The 14,821-nt window shown below is 61.1% G+C and carries 11 protein-coding genes and 1 tRNA gene; 7 read left to right on the top strand and 5 right to left on the bottom strand.

Annotated features, from left to right (window positions below):
* The 3 genes from AAC850_RS03485 to AAC850_RS03475 all read left to right on the top strand — a co-directional run.
* The coding region (locus AAC850_RS03485; protein ID WP_340587214.1) for a DUF7507 domain-containing protein at positions 1-2,150 on the top strand (2,150 nt) is incomplete at its 5' end.
* A 76-nt stretch (positions 2,151-2,226) separates the two neighbouring features.
* The gene (locus tag AAC850_RS03480; RefSeq protein ID WP_340587213.1) at positions 2,227-3,957 is read left to right on the top strand and encodes a type I secretion system permease/ATPase; all 1,731 of its coding nucleotides are present in this window, start codon (positions 2,227-2,229) and stop codon (positions 3,955-3,957) included.
* Positions 3,954-5,273 (top strand): HlyD family type I secretion periplasmic adaptor subunit, encoded by a 1,320-nt coding sequence (locus tag AAC850_RS03475; protein ID WP_340587212.1) that lies wholly within the window; start codon positions 3,954-3,956, stop codon positions 5,271-5,273. Before AAC850_RS03480 ends, AAC850_RS03475 begins: the two co-directional genes overlap by 4 nt.
* 15 nt (positions 5,274-5,288) lie before the next feature.
* On the opposite strand, the gene AAC850_RS03470 is transcribed toward AAC850_RS03475, so the two are convergent.
* A tRNA-Val gene (locus tag AAC850_RS03470) sits at positions 5,289-5,363 on the bottom strand.
* Between the two features lie 113 nt (positions 5,364-5,476).
* Positions 5,477-7,390, bottom strand: coding sequence for a signal peptide peptidase SppA (gene sppA / locus AAC850_RS03465; RefSeq protein ID WP_340587211.1), 1,914 nt, complete (start codon positions 7,388-7,390; stop codon positions 5,477-5,479).
* 112 nt (positions 7,391-7,502) lie between these two features.
* On the opposite strand from sppA, the gene AAC850_RS03460 reads away from it, so the two are divergent.
* From AAC850_RS03460 to AAC850_RS03450, 3 genes are read left to right on the top strand one after another with little or no spacing between them, the layout of a single operon-like run.
* Positions 7,503-8,534 carry an aspartate carbamoyltransferase catalytic subunit gene (locus AAC850_RS03460; RefSeq protein ID WP_340587210.1) on the top strand — a complete coding sequence of 344 codons (1,032 nt, stop codon included), beginning with the start codon at positions 7,503-7,505 and terminating at the stop codon, positions 8,532-8,534.
* Positions 8,531-9,763: a dihydroorotase gene (locus AAC850_RS03455; protein WP_340587209.1), complete on the top strand. Its 1,233-nt coding sequence runs from the start codon at positions 8,531-8,533 to the stop codon at positions 9,761-9,763. The genes AAC850_RS03460 and AAC850_RS03455 overlap by 4 nt, the downstream gene beginning before the upstream one ends.
* 1 nt (position 9,764) lies before the next feature.
* The gene (locus AAC850_RS03450) at positions 9,765-10,514 is read left to right on the top strand and encodes an SDR family NAD(P)-dependent oxidoreductase (RefSeq protein WP_340587208.1); all 750 of its coding nucleotides are present in this window, start codon (positions 9,765-9,767) and stop codon (positions 10,512-10,514) included.
* Between the two features lie 88 nt (positions 10,515-10,602).
* Here AAC850_RS03450 and AAC850_RS03445 read toward each other — a convergent pair whose 3' ends face one another.
* The 3 genes from AAC850_RS03445 to AAC850_RS03435 are packed head-to-tail and all read right to left on the bottom strand — an operon-like array spanning position 10,603 to position 13,338.
* The gene (locus AAC850_RS03445) at positions 10,603-12,117 is read right to left on the bottom strand and encodes an SPOR domain-containing protein (RefSeq protein WP_340587207.1); all 1,515 of its coding nucleotides are present in this window, start codon (positions 12,115-12,117) and stop codon (positions 10,603-10,605) included.
* Between the two features lie 13 nt (positions 12,118-12,130).
* Entirely contained in the window at positions 12,131-12,619 is a 489-nt protein-coding gene (locus AAC850_RS03440) for a hypothetical protein (RefSeq protein ID WP_340587206.1), read from the bottom strand.
* On the bottom strand, positions 12,619-13,338 hold the full coding sequence (locus AAC850_RS03435; protein WP_340587205.1) for an AAA family ATPase: 720 nt from the start codon (positions 13,336-13,338) through the stop codon (positions 12,619-12,621). Before AAC850_RS03435 ends, AAC850_RS03440 begins: the two co-directional genes overlap by 1 nt.
* A gap of 288 nt (positions 13,339-13,626) precedes the next feature.
* On the opposite strand from AAC850_RS03435, the gene AAC850_RS03430 reads away from it, so the two are divergent.
* Positions 13,627-14,790: an SPOR domain-containing protein gene (locus AAC850_RS03430; RefSeq protein WP_340587204.1), complete on the top strand. Its 1,164-nt coding sequence runs from the start codon at positions 13,627-13,629 to the stop codon at positions 14,788-14,790.
* The last annotated feature ends 31 nt before the right edge of the window (positions 14,791-14,821 follow it).

Here is a 14,821-nt window from a genome sequence, read left to right as displayed (position 1 = left end):
GCGTGACCGCGATGTTCGGGACGCAGACCGTCGATGCCGGTCCCTCGAGTGTGCACACGCCGATCGATTGCGATCCGGTGCTGGCGATCGACAAGAAGGTGATTGATGTTGGCGGTGATGGTCCTGACGGGACGATCGATGCGGCCGGTGATGTGGTGACCTATGATGTGGTGGTTACCAACAACGGCAATGTCACGCTGACGGGCGTTGTGGTGAGCGATCCGCTGACCGGGCTGGTGCTGGAGCTGGCCGATGACGGCATACTGGCGCCGGGCGAGAGCTACACGTTCAGCGGCCTGACCTATATGGTCACCCAGGCGGACATGGACTCCAACGGCACGGCAGAGCCGGACAACATGCTGCCCGCCTTCCTCGACAATACCGCGGTGGCCGACAGCGACCAGACCGATGCGGTCGATGACAGCGAGGCTGTGCCACTGCTGGTCGATCCCGACATCTCGATCCTCAAGGAGGTTACCGCAATCAGTGGCGGCGACGATGTCAATGACACGCCGCTTGATACGACCGACGATGTCATCGACAGCGCCGGCGATACGATCACCTATACGATCACGGTGACCAACGAGGGCAATGTCACGCTGACCGCGGTTGACGTGAGCGATGTGTTCGAAGGATCTGGCTACGATATCTCCGGCGCGACGCTGGTGGAATCGGTGCTGACCAATGGCGTGCTCGATGTCGGCGAGAGCTGGACCTACGAGTTCACGGTCGAGGTCACGCAGATGATGATCGACACCAATTGCTACGATGGTGGCGACGAACAGATCACCAACTCGGCGAGCGTGACCGCGATGTTCGGGACGCAGACCGTCGATGCCGGTCCCTCGAGTGTGCACACGCCGATCGATTGCGATCCGTCAATTGATGTCGAGAAGCTGGTGTCGATTGATGATAACGTCTTCGATCCGATCCTGGACGATCATGACGACCCGATGGGGCCGCAAGCGACGACGGCCAACACGCCAATCTATTTCATGGTCATCACCACGAATACAGGCAATGTCACGCTTACCGGGCTCGATTTCAGCGATATCTTGAGCTCACCGGCATCTTCTGTATTCGCCGGCGAACTGGATTACACCGATCCTTTGATTGACGCATGGGTGGATCTCGATGGCAGTGGCACTCGTGACGCGGGCGAGGACTGGGCGACGGTCGATGGTGCAGACGGTACTATAGACGGCGTGCTTGATAACCAATCGCTTGCGCCAGGTGAGACGCTGAACGTCTTCTACACGCTGCCGTTCGAAGCGGGACAGCACATTAACACGATCACGGTTTCGACCGACCAGGGCGCAATGGATACGGATGCCGCGCACTATTTTGGACTGCTCGCACCAGAACCCGGCGTACGCACTCCCGGCTTCTGGCAGAATCCGAACAATGGCGGCACCTTCTGGGATGGTATTGCGGACAATCAGGCGCACCACGGACCGGAATTCCCCGATGGTGACCCGGCGTCCGACGATTACAACGAAGACCTGCTGTACAATGTCGACAGCAATAATGACGGGGTGATTAACGCTGCCGACAAGCTCGGACTGCTGGTGGGCGATTACAACAGGGACGGACTGACCAATCCCGGTGAAGATACCTTCTTCATATCGCTCTTTGACGCCCAAAACCTTGTCAATGCGTCGAACAAGAACGGGAATGATGTCATCCACAAGCTTGGCCGGGATGTTGTGGCCACCTGGCTGAATTTCCTTGCGAATAACCAGATTGGCGATGGTTCACCCGACACTGCGAAGCATTATCTCGATGACGCAATCGACTGGATGCAAAGCTTCGCCGACGGTTCTCCGCAGACTGTCGAATTCGGAGAAACCTTTGATGATTATGTTGCCGGCAGTACTATCAAGAACAGCAGTGGCTTCTGGAAGAATCCGCAGGGTGACAGCGATCACGCGGGCGCGGATATCCACAACGCACTGGCCGAATATAATGAGGGCGGCACGGTTAATGGTGTGTTCCTGGCAGGTGATGGTGACAGCGCCGCGTATCAAGCCGCTTTGAGTGAAGCCATTGGCGGTCAGCTCTTCATGCTGGCACCGGGAGCTAACGATCCGTTCCAGGGGCAGGACGGGATGACCATCGTGGACGGGATGTTGGTACCAATAGGCGGATGATGCGGCGGACATTTGCTGTTTCCTGACAGCACGATGCCTGCGCAAATCCGGACAGATCGAAGGGGGGCATCAGCTTTTGGCTGACCTGGAACATGAAGTAGACAGGCCGAAAAGACGCATCGCGCCTTGGCTTCTTATACCCTTGAGAAAGAGCAGGCCGCTTTACATGCGGGTCCTGGTCGCAGCGTTCCTGATCAATTGCTTCGCCTTGGTGACGGCGCTTTTCACCATGACGGTCTACGATCGGATTGTGCCGAACAATGCCACGGAATCTCTCATCGGATTGGCAATCGGGCTGGGTATCGTCCTGATTTTCGACTTTATTCTGAAGCTGCTTCGCTCTTACTTCGTCGATATTGCAGGGGCCCGTGTAGACCGGGACATCGGGAAATCCATCTTCGAACGGATACTAGCTCTGCGTCTGGATCTAAGCCGCCATACTACGGGCGGCCTCGCCGGACTGGTTCGCGAAATCGAGACATTGCGGGACTTCTTCGCCTCGGCAACGATAACCGCATTGGTCGATGTGCCGTTCACACTCATCACGCTGGCCGTAATCGCCATGATCGGCGGGTGGTTGGTGCTGGTGCCGATGGCCATGATACCATTGGTGATCCTGTCCGCCATGGCCACCCAGCCTGCGATGCGTCGACTGTCATCGGAAGCCCTCGATGAGGCGCTGGGCAAACAGGCCGTGCTGGTTGAAACGATTGGCAGTCTCGAAACCGTAAAATCAGCGAACGCCGGTGACATGCTGAGCGAACGCTGGGACAATGCCATCAAGGGGCATTCGAATGTCTCGCTCCGTCAAAGACTGACAGCAAACCTTGCCACGACCATCGCGGGAAGCGCGCAAACCATGGCCTATACAGGCATGGTGATCTTCGGTGTGTTTGCGATCGCAGACCAGCGCCTGACAATGGGCGGCTTGATTGCCTGTTCAATCCTCGCCGGCCGTGCAGTCGCGCCGCTCGGAGCGATCGCAGTTTTGCTGACCCGCATTCATGCCGCACGGACGGCATATGCGCGGATCAACACCATGATGGAAATGCCGGGAGAAGGTCCGGAAGGCACCGGCCTTGCTCCGGAAAATCTTGAAGGTGCCATCGAATTCCGCGATGTCGATTTCCGTTACCCCGATGCTGCAGAAATGGCGCTTACGGGGGCCAACATCCGGATCGAGCCGGGCGAGCATGTCGCGCTCATTGGACCGATCGGGTCCGGAAAATCTACTATCGCACGCTTGATGGTCGGATTGTATCCGCCGACCAGTGGCCTTGTACTGATAGATGGCACGGACATTCGCCAGCTCACGACCAAATCGCTCCGTGCCAAGGTCGGCGCATTGTTGCAGGACAACGCCCTTCTCACAGGCACGATCCGTGAAAATATCATGCTCGGTCGGCCTGATGTCGAAGATGAAGAAATGATCCGCGCCGCCAAGATGAGCCTCGCGCACGAATTCGTGTCGCGGATGCCCAACGGGTTCGATCTGCGACTGGCTGATCGCGGCTCCGGCCTGTCCGGAGGGCAGCGGCAATCGATTGCCATGGCCAGGGCGCTGGTCGGACGCCCGCCTATCCTTGTTTTTGACGAACCGACTTCTGCTGTCGACACGGAAACCGAAGCAAAACTGATGAACAATCTGCGGACGGAGTTCAAGGGCCGGACGCTGATCCTGATCACCCACCGGCCATCCCTCCTCGGCTTGGTCGACCGGGTAATACTGATGTCCAGAGGCCGCGTGGCGATGGACGGCACGCCGGAAGATATCACGCGCAAAGTCACAAGGATCGCAGCGAGATGAACGCCTTTTCAAAGATAACTACCAGCCTGCTTGGCGAAGACGAGGATGCGTTTGAAGAGCAAGAGCTGAAGGCCAGGAAGTCTTCGAACATCATCCTCTGGTCGATAGCTGCATTCACCCTGCTTTTCGTGATCTGGGCTGCACTCACCACGGTCGAGCGAACCGTCCGCGCGAGCGGCAGAGTCGTGCCGAGCTCCAAGCTGCAAGTGGCATCCAACCTTGAAGGCGGCGTCGTCGAGGAAATCATGGTGAACGCAGGCGATGAAGTGCGTCGAGGTCAGATACTCGTTCGCCTGAACCCCGCGATTACGGGCTCGGCACTCGGCAGCTCAGAAGCGAGTGTAGGTGCGCTTGAAGCGCGTATTGCCCGCCTGCGCGCCGAAGTAAGCGGCGGATCGCCCAGTTATGGCAATTTGCCATCCGATCAGGTCACGATCGAAAGGTCTCTCTATTCAGCGAGGGCAGCCGAACTGAACGGTTTGCGGGCAGCAGGCCGGGCGCGGGTGGTTCAGGCCCAGCGATCGGTAGCGGAAGCCCAGTCACTGCTTGCTGCCCGGGAATCGAATCGCGCGACTGCGGAGCGCGAGCTGGAGATGATCCGTCCACTAGCTGAGCAGCAGATTGTCCCCGGCATCGAACTGTTACAGGCTGAAAATGCTGCGCAAATCGCTGTGGCCGAAGTCGCAGCTGCGCAAGCTTCACTTGCGCGCGCCCGGTCAAGCATTGCCGAAGCACAGGCATCACTGGCCCAGCAGGAAAGCGATTGGCGCAGCCGGGCGGGCATGGAATTGTCGCAGGCGCAGGCCGAGCTGTCGGTGCAGCAGATGAGCCTCCCGGGCCTGGAAGACCGGGTCGATCGGACCACGATCCGCGCTCCCTTGAGCGGATTGGTCAACCGCGTGTTCGTGACGACGGTCGGCGGTACTGTGGGCTCGGGCGAACCGATTGTCGAAATCGTGCCGACCAATGATGCACTCTATATCGAAGCTATGGTCAGTCCGCAGGATATCGCCAATGTCGGCCTATCGCAAAACGCCTTCGTCGAAATTACCGCCTACAATTCAGCCATTTTCGGCAAGATGGCGGGGACAGTAACGTCGATATCTCCCGACGCCGTAATCAACGAGGAAACCGGCGAGAGCTTTTATACGGTTGAAGTCCAGACAACCGATGTGCTGAGAGACCAGGATGGCAATCCGCTCGACATCGGTCCGGGAATGGTCGCCAATGTCAGCCTTCTCGGCGAGGAACGCTCGATCCTGTCTTACCTCTTCACCCCGATCACCTGGCTGCAGGAAAATGCATTCCGCGAATAACCGGGGTAGAAAATATGGTGGGCGCGGCAAGGATTGAACTTGCGACCCCACCCGTGTGAAGGGTGTGCTCTACCACTGAGCTACGCGCCCGCCTGAGCCTGTCGTTGGATCAACGATTCTCGGCAGGGGCGCGCCTTTGCCATGCGGATGCGGGAAAGACAAGAAGTGCTGTGAGCGGTGCCGCGATCAGGCACGCATATGGATCACTGTCCGAGCAACCGAGCCAACATTCCGTGCCAGCCAGCGACTTGCAATCTTCTTGGTGCCGTGGCCGCGTTGGCAGGCAGGATTGCACATTCCATGCAGCGTGCCTGTACGCCCTCGCTTCCCATCAGCGTGTCGACATCGTCGAGCACGCGAGCGAGCCGGGCCATTTCGGCGCGGGCGAAAGTCGCCGCAATGTCATGACCGCGCCCGTCGCTGCTGTTCCCCTCGCCACTGTCGGCAGACATGAGTTGTGCGAAGAGCGAGCCATATTGCGGGGCGTCGTCGCCCAAATAACGCACGTCATATTCGCCCTCGTCGAGCTCGGCGCGTGCGGCAGCCCAGGATATTGCGGCGTCGAGGTCACCGAACTGATCGACAAGACCCAGCTGACGCGCGGCACCGCCATCCCAGACGCGGCCCTGTCCCAATTCATCGGCACGCTCCAGACTGATGCCGCGCGCTTCGGACACGAGGCCGAGGAAGCGGGCATAGGTGCTTTCGACTGAACCTTGCAGGACGGCATCGACTTCGGGTGTCAGGCCGCCGAGCAAGTCGGGTTGACCGGAAAGGCCGGTGGTGCGCACGCCATCGCTCGTGATGCCGTATTCGGCCAGCAGTTCGTCAAAGCTGGGAAACACGACGAAAACCCCGATCGAGCCGGTAAGGGTTTCGGGTTCGGCGAAAATGCGGTGAGCCGGAGTGGCGACCCAATAACCGCCACTGGCGGCGTAATTGCCCATCGAAACCGCGATCGGGATGCCCGCATCGCGATGACGCAGGATCGCGCGGCGGATCGTTTCCGAACCGGTGACGGTGCCGCCCGGCGAATCCACGCGCACGACCAGGGCTGCGAGATCGTCATCGAGCGCATCGTCGAGCAGCTTTGCAATCCGCTCTGCTCCGGCTGAACCGGGACCGGCATCGCCATCGGAGATTTCGCCAGCGATCGTCACCACGCCGATGCGCTTGCCATCGCCGAGGTCCAGTCCGCCTTCGACATCGGCGAGAAATGGATCGAATTCGGTTGCCGCAAATCGGCCCGGATCATCGTTCCAGCGGTCTTCTCCGACAACTTGCGCAATGCGCTCCCCCCATTCGACGCGGGTGCCGATGCGGTCGGCAAGGCCTGCGGCCAATGCGGCCTCTGCCAGATCATTGTTGGACGCGGCGAGCCAGCCTTCAACATCGGATGTGACCAATTCGATATCGGCATTGGGACGGGCCGCGCTGACCTGCGCGCGCCATTCCTGCCACAAGGTCGCGAGCAGTTGCGACAGGTTCTCCCGCGCTTCCGGCGACATGCCAGCCTGCGTGTAGGGCTCGACCGCGCTCTTGTAAGTGCCCACGCGGTAGACATTGGCGGTGATGTTGAAGCGGTCCAGCGCGGCGGCGTAGTAGAGGTTTTGACCGCCCGGACCTGTGATGGCGATGCCGCCCATCGGATCGACCCAGATTTCGTCCGAATGCGCGGCAAGCAACAGCGCATCGTCGCCGTAGGCCACGCCATAGCTGTAGATCGGCTTGCCCGCCGCCTTGAAGCGGGCAAGCGACCCGGCGACTTCCTGCATGTGGACCGCGCCGCCGCCAAGGAAGCCTGTCAGGTCGAGCGCCAGTGCCTCGATCCGCTCATCAGCCGCCGCCGCATCGATTACGCGGACAAGATCGCGCGAGGCGTATTCGCGGATGGGTACGGTTTGCGAAATCAGGGCCTGCAATGGGTCGATCGGAGAGACTTCCTCGACCACCACGCCATCGATATCGAGGAGCAGAGCGCCATCGCGCACCACGCCGGCATTGGGCCGCGCACTCAACGCGGCAAACAGCAGTCCGAAAAAGAGCAGCAGGAACAGCAGCGCCAGCGCATCCTTGATGCCGACAAGAAGACGCCAGACCTTGCTTGCGAAACCCATTTCCAAACCCCGTTCTATAAAATACGTGCGACACACTTAGGGAGGCTCGCGCGGCTCTGCCAGCACTAACCGCTTGAGTGGTCCATACAGCTAGACTAAGGGCCATGCTTTAATGACATCGTCGCAAATCACTCCTGCCAGCGCCCGCTTTCCTGCGGGTGGCCGCGCGTTCCCGCATCGCGACCTCATCGCCATCAGCGATCTGGAGCGCCACGAAATTCTCTACCTGCTTGCGGAGGCGGAACAATATGTTGCCTTCAACCGGCAGGCATCCAAGCATTCGGACAGGCTGGCGGGCCTGACGATCATCAATGCTTTCTTTGAAAATTCCACCCGTACGCTGCTCAGTTTCGAGATTGCCGGTAAACGGTTGGGGGCCGACGTGGTGAACATGCACGCCGCGCAATCGTCCGTTAAGAAGGGCGAAACACTGATCGATACGGCGGTGACGCTGAATGCAATGCGCGCCGATGCCATCGTGATCCGCCACGGATCGAGCGGGGCAGTGGGACTGATCGCCAGCAAGGTAGATTGCCCGGTGTTGAACGCAGGCGACGGGCAGCATGAACATCCGACACAGGCGCTGCTCGATGCGCTGGCGCTGCGACATGCGCTGCGCCAGCGCGGGCATGAGGCAGAGGATTTCACCGGCCTCAAGGTGACGATTTGCGGCGATATCCTGCATAGCCGCGTTGCGCGCTCCAATATCCTGTCTCTGCAAGCCCTGGGTGCCAATGTGCGGCTGTGTGCCCCCCCTGCGCTCATGCCGCAGGGTATCGATCGTATGGGAGTGGAAGTGCACCATCGCTTTGACGAGGCCTTGGCCGGCACCGACGTGGTGATGATGCTGCGCTTGCAGAACGAACGGATGGACGGGCAGTTTATCCCCTCGCCGCGCGAGTATCGCCATCTCTACGGGCTGACGAAGGAACGGCTCGAACTGGCATCTGATGACGCGATTATCATGCATCCCGGTCCGATGAACCGCGGGGTCGAGATAGACAGCGATGTGGCAGACCTAGACGGTCGCTCGATCATCACCAGCCAGGTCGAGATGGGCGTGGCTATCCGCATGGCCTGCCTCGATGTGCTGACGCGCAAGGCGCGAGGTATTTCGGGCTGGGGCGAAGGGGACTGGGTATGAAGCAGATGCGCCCGCTCACCATCAGGAATGCCCGCATTGTCACGCCATCCGGCGTGTCCGAGGGCGCAGTGCGCTGCGAGGGCGGTGCGATTACGACTGTGGGAGGACCGGCACCTTCCGATGAAGACCTCGTGGTGGATGCCGGTGGCAATCACGTTGCGCCGGGAATTGTCGATCTTGCTGTCTTTGCCATCGACAAACCTGCCTTCCACTTCGGCGGCATCACCCGCGCGGCTCTGATGCCTGACCAGTCCCCCCCTCTCGACCATCCCGCGCGTGTTCGCTTTGCTGCGCAAAGCGGCAAGCCTGATTTCTGGGTCCACCCGCTGGCTGCCGCAACCACAGGGCTGGAAGGCGCTCAATTGGCCGAAATCGCGTTGATGCAGGATGCAGGCGCAAAGGCGATTGCAACGGGGCGCAAATGGATCGGCGACAGCGGCGCGATGCTGCGATTGCTGCAATATGCGGCCATGCTCGACCTGGTGGTCATCACCCATGCCGAAGATGCCGGTCTTGCGGGCAATGCCGCCGCCACTGCAGGCGAGATGGCCACCCGGCTCGGCCTGCCCAGCGCTCCGAAAGAAGCCGAAACGCTGGCGCTGGCGCGCGATATTGCGCTAGCCGAAGCAAGCGGCGCGCGCCTGCATGTGCGGCAGGTGACAACGAGCGGCGGGATCGAGCTGGTTCGCGCTGCCAAGGCGCGCGGCGTCGCAGTATCAGCAGGCGTCACTCCGGCGCATTTCATGCTATCTGACCTTGCGCTGGGCGATTACCGCACCTTTGCGCGGCTCTCGCCGCCGCTTCGTTCGGAAGAAGATCGTCAGGCGGTGGTTGAAGCTATCGGTGATGGCACGATCGACGTCATTTCCAGCGGCCATGACCCGCGGGGACCGGAAGACAAGCGCCTGCCCTTTGCCGACGCATCGCCCGGCATGGCCGGAGCCGAGACCTTGCTCGCCATGACGCTAACGCTGGTGCGCGATAACGTGATCGATCTGCCGCGCGCGTTCGATCTTCTCGCGCACAATCCGGCGCAGATCCTCGGTGTCGAAGCAGGCGAGATCGCAGAAGGCAAGGAAGCCGATCTTGCGATCATCGATGTCGAAGCGCCGTGGCTGGTGAATTCCGGCCGCATGACAGCGCAAGCGGGCAATACGCCCTTCGATCGCCAGCCCGCACAGGGCCGTGTGACCGGATTGTTCAAGGGAGGCGTGCAAATTGATCTGTGACATGACGGGAAAGACCGCGCTGGTAACCGGCGCGGCTTCGGGCATCGGAGCAGCCTGTGCGCGGGCGCTGGCAGATGCAGGCGCCGCAAAGCTGATATTGGTCGATCTCGACCAGGAGCGGCTCGAAGCACTCGATCTGGATTGCGCAATCTCGATACACGCGGGCGACGTGGCCGACGAAAGCCTGTGGGATGCGGTGGAAGCTGACGGAGGGCCAGTCCATGCTGCGGTTCTTAACGCCGGGATTTCCGGTTCGGCCGCGCCAATCGTCAAGATGGGCCTTGAAAACTGGCGGCAGGTCATGGCGGTCAATCTCGATGGCGCATTCCTTTCGCTCCGAACTGCGATGCGCATGGCACCAGAGGGCAGCGCGATGGTGCTGACCGCGTCCGTCACCGGTGTGAAGGCGGAGAAGGGTATCGCCGCCTATGCTTCTTCGAAAGCAGCGGTGATGCAGCTTGCGAAAGTTGCCGCGAAAGAAGGCGCCGAACGCGGGGTGCGGGTCAATGCCATCGCTCCGGGCGGTGTCGACACCGCGATCTGGGATGGAGTGCCGTTTTTCGATGAATTGGTCGAAAAGCACCAAGGCGATCGTGCGGGCGCCATTGCCACCATGGCGCAGCAGGTTTCGCCCAATGGCCGGTTTGCTTCTGCCGACGAAATCGCTGGACAGATTCTGTTCCTCCTGTCCGACCATGCGGCCAACATTACGGGCTCAACGCTGGTGAGCGACGGCGGGTTCAGCCTTTAGCACAAACAAGAACCCCTCCCGGTGAGGGGAGGGGTTCCTGTTGTGTCTCAGGAGATTGAGACGAAGTTGTGGCGGTCGGCTGTGAGCCTTAGCGGCGGGCGAGACGCACGCCTGTATCGATGGCGCCGGGCAGCGGGCTTCCTGCGGCCCAGCTGATGCAGCCATCGCCATTCGATGCGTCCACACGGTTGCACATTGCGCGGCTGGAAGAGCGGTCGAAACCGCCAGCCGAAACGCGCCAGTAATTGCGTCCATTGACCACTGCGCGAGTGATGACCTTTTCGCGATTGGCCAGCTCGGGGTAGCGGCTGACGTAGATGCGCCATGCGCGGTCCGCGCCTGCCTCGCTGGTGAAGCTGCCAAGCTGGACGAGGTGCGAACCATCGCCGCTGTCTATCGGTGCTGCGCCTGTATCGAGCGCGGGGCGCGCGATGGCAGGCGTGACTGCTGCCGAGGTGCGACGCTGCGGAGCAGAAGCCGCCGGAGCAGAAGCCGCCTGAGCAGTCGCTGCCGGAGCAGACCTTGCGGGGACAGATGTTTGTGGCGACGCAGCTGGGGCCTGATGGCGCATGGCGGGAACTGGCTGTACCACAGGTGCCGCATTATAGCGCGACGATACCAGCGGCGTGCTCGGTGGTGCTATGCTCGCTGGAGCTGGCTCGGCCGTAAACGCTTCGGCAAAGGAAGCAGGCGCGGCACTGCGCGGCGCGGCTTGCGGTGCGACGCTATGCGGAGCAGTTGGGGCTGGCGAGCCGACCGCGGGCAATTCACCGGCGGTAACAGGCACGCTGAAGCGCTCGGTTTCTGCCGCTGCAAGTGCGGGCATTGCAGGCACCGGCAAAGCGGTTGCTTCGGACGCAAACTGCGGATTTTCGGGATAGTTGGCGAGTGCAAGATGCACCGGCTGGCCGTTGTCGTGAACATTCGCCGGCACGCCAAGCAGGCTGGCGACTCGTGCGCGATAGGCACCGGCGTGGGTGTGCTGCGCCCATTCAGCCATTCGGTCGCCGACTTCGTGCGCAGGAACATCCTGCGCCACCATCATGCGAGCTTCGCGCCAGCGACCTGCCACGGCATAGGCATAGGCCAGGTTCTGGCGTGACTTGACCGTATTGTCGCCGCCACGGATGGCGTTCGAAAGAATATGGATGCCGCGTTCGGGTTGACCGCTCAATGCGAGCGCGAGGCCGAGATCAGAGGCGGCGATTTCGCCTTCCCAGTCATTCAGCAGCGAAGAGGCTTCGGCATAACGCGCCTGGCCCGTGAGGGTCAGGGCAAGGCTGAGTGCAGCGCGCGCGCTGTTGTTGCCGAGCGCCATCGCGTCTTCATAGCTGGTTGCAGCCGATGCGAAGCGACCGGCATTGAGATAGGCATTGCCCAGCGTCATGCGGTGCGCGGCATTGCGGGGCTCTGCAGTCACTGCGGCCTCGGCAGCGCGGATTGCCAGGGTCTGCTCGCCATTGGCAATGGCTTGCTGCGCCTGAGCAGCCGATACATCTGCACGCGGGGCTGGGGTGGAGGCACAGCCGGTCAGCATCATTGCTGTCATTGCCGTGGTCACTCCAAGACCAATCATCGGATTGCGCTTTTGCGTCGCGTACATCTCGAATTCCTCTTCAGGAGTTTTTGTTCATGCGCCGCATACGTGCGGCAAGTGCGTCGATTTCCGGTATGTTTTCAAGGAATTGATCGAGCGCGTCGGTCACCAGCGCCTGAGCACTGCAATTCTGCAATGTGCTGGCGAGGCGGAGCTTGAGATGGCGTTCCGGGTCGATCCGGAGCGTAAACGCGGCGCGGCCGTTCTTGGCGGCTTTCGCCTTGCCGGAAACTTTCGCCGGCTTCTTGGCGAGCTTTGCCGCCGTACGGATATTTGCGACGGGAAGACTGATGACCTGGTCATCGCCGGTGTCATTGTCGCCCATGTCGTTCCAGCCGAGCGCATCCTGGCTTTCGGCAAGCTCATCGAATTCGTCGGTGAGGGCGGCCATGCGGTCGGATTGTTCCAGTTGCACTCGCATGGCAGGCTTTGCCGTCCCTTTGCGTGCCAGCAGCATCGGGCCGAGTGAGGCGAAGCTCTTTCCTTCGCTGATCGCCGAGCTACCCATTACTGCGCTACCCGACGACCGAAGTTGCCTTGTGCACGGGCTGCGCCATTGGCCTGTGCGGCCTTGGCGTTGGGGGCCGCGAATACGGTACGGCGGAAATTCTTTTCGAGACGGTCGGCCACATAGTGCCAGAGCGCGGTGATTTCCTGAGACGAACGGCCTTCCGGGTCCACTTCCATAACAGTGCGGCCATCGATCATCGATGCTGCAAAATCGGTCCGGTGGTGAACGGTGATCGGTGCCACGGTTCCGTGCTGCGACAGTGCGACAGCCGCTTCCGAGGTGATCTTTGCCTTGGGGGTGGCGCCGTTGACTACGAAGATCAGCGGCTTGCCGGCGCGCTCGCACAGATCGACAGTAGCACCCACGGCGCGCAAGTCATGCGGGCTGGGGCGCGTCGGAACGACCATGAGTTCAGCGACAGCGATGACCGACTGGATAGCCATGGTAATGGCAGGCGGAGTGTCGATCACGGCGAGCTTGAAGCCCTGCTGACGCAGGATCGCAAGGTCGTTTGCCAACCGGGCCACGGTGGTCTGGGCGAATGCCGGAAATTCGGCTTCCCGTTCATTCCACCAATCGGCGAGTGAGCCTTGTGGGTCGATGTCGATCAGGACGACCGGGCCAGCGCCAGCACGCTGTGCTTGTACAGCCAGGTGCCCGGACATGGTGGTCTTGCCCGATCCACCCTTTTGCGATGCCAATGCCAAAACGCGCAAGGCGATTCCCCTTACAATCTCTGACCCTGGCCAGCGCGGCTTATGGGTCTTGTCCCACTGACTTCGCAGGATACCGTTTATTTTGAGTTAATCCGGGCGGGCCGATCGGCAGTGGAATTACGTGATTTGCCTTGCGTGCATGAGTGTAAGGTCAAGTCAGGCCATCGAATTATGTGAAATGCCTCGCACCGGTATTCTGTATAAAACAGGCGGCCTAAACGCTTTGCTAACGGCTCATTTACTATGGCATGTATGAATTCGCCGTTCCGCCGATCAAGGATCGAAGAGATGTTGCATAGACAATCGCGCTTGCTGGCCAAAGCTGTCGTTGCTGCTGGAGTAGTCGCGGCAGTGCCGATGGTAGCACCCGTCTCAGCGAGTGCTGCTACTGTAGAACAGCAGACTGTGCAGGACGGGGTAGATGCGTGGAGCCGCGGAGACTATGCCGCAGCCGTAGAGCAATGGCAGGGGCCAGCAGAGGCTGGCGATCCCGACGCAATGTTCAATCTTGGACAGGCTTACCGGCTTGGGCGCGGTGTGCCGCGCGACATGGAACGCGCTGAAGAGCTTTATTACCGCGCGGCGCAGGCCGGCCACATGCAGGCCGCCGATACTTTTGGCCTGATGCTGTTCCAGGACGGGCGACGCGAAGCGGCCCTGCCATATGTCCAGGCCGCTGCACGGCGCGGCGATCCGCGCGCGCAATATCTTTTGGGAATTGCTCATTTCAATGGCGATCTGGTGCCGCGTGACTGGGTGCGCGCCTATGCGCTCCTGACCTTGTCCAATGGGGACGGGCTTCCACAGGCAAGCGCTGCGCTCGCCCAGATGGACCAGCACATTCCGCTTGAGCAACGCCAGGATGCTGCCGGGCTCGCTCGGCAATTGCAGGCAGAGGCCGAACAGGCTCGTGCGGTTGAGCTTGCCGCCGCAGATCTTGCAGTTGCGGATACACCGGCAGTGCAATCTGCTGCTGCGGGACTGCCTCCGTCCCCGATCGCGACGGCGCGTGTGCCTCGCCCGATTGCAAACGTCAGCGTTTCACCTTCGGCCGGCGCAGCGCAGGATGCGGTGAGGCAGGCGCGCGAAGCAACGGGAACGGCGAGCCCTGCCGATGCCGGTGCCAGCTTTGCAAGTGCTCCTGCCGCACCAGTAACGCGGCCCGCGCCTGCACCGAGCGCGACAGTTGCTGCCAGCGCGCCTGCGCCTGCGCCTCGCAACACAGGCCCATGGCGTGTGCAGCTCGGCGCCTTTGGGGTGGCCGGGAATGCGGAGCGATTGTGGAGCCGTCTTGCGGATCGTCCCGAAATCGCCGGACGCGAGCGGCTTTTGATCCCGACGGGCAATGTCACCCGTCTCCAGGCCGGAGGTTTTGCCACGCGGCAAGAAGCGCAGACAGCATGCAACAGCTTGCGCCGCGCCGGACAAGATTGCCTCGTTACCCGCAATTGAGCCCAACGGGTAAAACACAGCGAGGTCTCTT

This window comes from Erythrobacter alti, assembly GCF_037996805.1.
GTDB lineage: Bacteria > Pseudomonadota > Alphaproteobacteria > Sphingomonadales > Sphingomonadaceae > Alteraurantiacibacter > Alteraurantiacibacter alti.
The sequence above is the reverse complement of the archived record's forward strand: the minus strand, read 5'-3'. Positions and strand labels throughout refer to the sequence as shown.

What these genes read in the sequence shown, in the direction of transcription:
- AAC850_RS03475 (WP_340587212.1), top strand. Translation starts at nt 3,954, where the DNA reads ATGAACGCCTTTTCAAAGATAACTACCAGCCTGCTTGGCGAAGACGAG.
- sppA (WP_340587211.1), bottom strand. Translation starts at nt 7,390, where the DNA reads ATGGGTTTCGCAAGCAAGGTCTGGCGTCTTCTTGTCGGCATCAAGGAT.
- AAC850_RS03460 (WP_340587210.1), top strand. Translation starts at nt 7,503, where the DNA reads ATGACATCGTCGCAAATCACTCCTGCCAGCGCCCGCTTTCCTGCGGGT.
- AAC850_RS03455 (WP_340587209.1), top strand. Translation starts at nt 8,531, where the DNA reads ATGAAGCAGATGCGCCCGCTCACCATCAGGAATGCCCGCATTGTCACG.
- AAC850_RS03450 (WP_340587208.1), top strand. Translation starts at nt 9,765, where the DNA reads ATGACGGGAAAGACCGCGCTGGTAACCGGCGCGGCTTCGGGCATCGGA.
- AAC850_RS03445 (WP_340587207.1), bottom strand. Translation starts at nt 12,117, where the DNA reads ATGTACGCGACGCAAAAGCGCAATCCGATGATTGGTCTTGGAGTGACC.
- AAC850_RS03440 (WP_340587206.1), bottom strand. Translation starts at nt 12,619, where the DNA reads ATGGGTAGCTCGGCGATCAGCGAAGGAAAGAGCTTCGCCTCACTCGGC.
- AAC850_RS03430 (WP_340587204.1), top strand. Translation starts at nt 13,627, where the DNA reads ATGTTGCATAGACAATCGCGCTTGCTGGCCAAAGCTGTCGTTGCTGCT.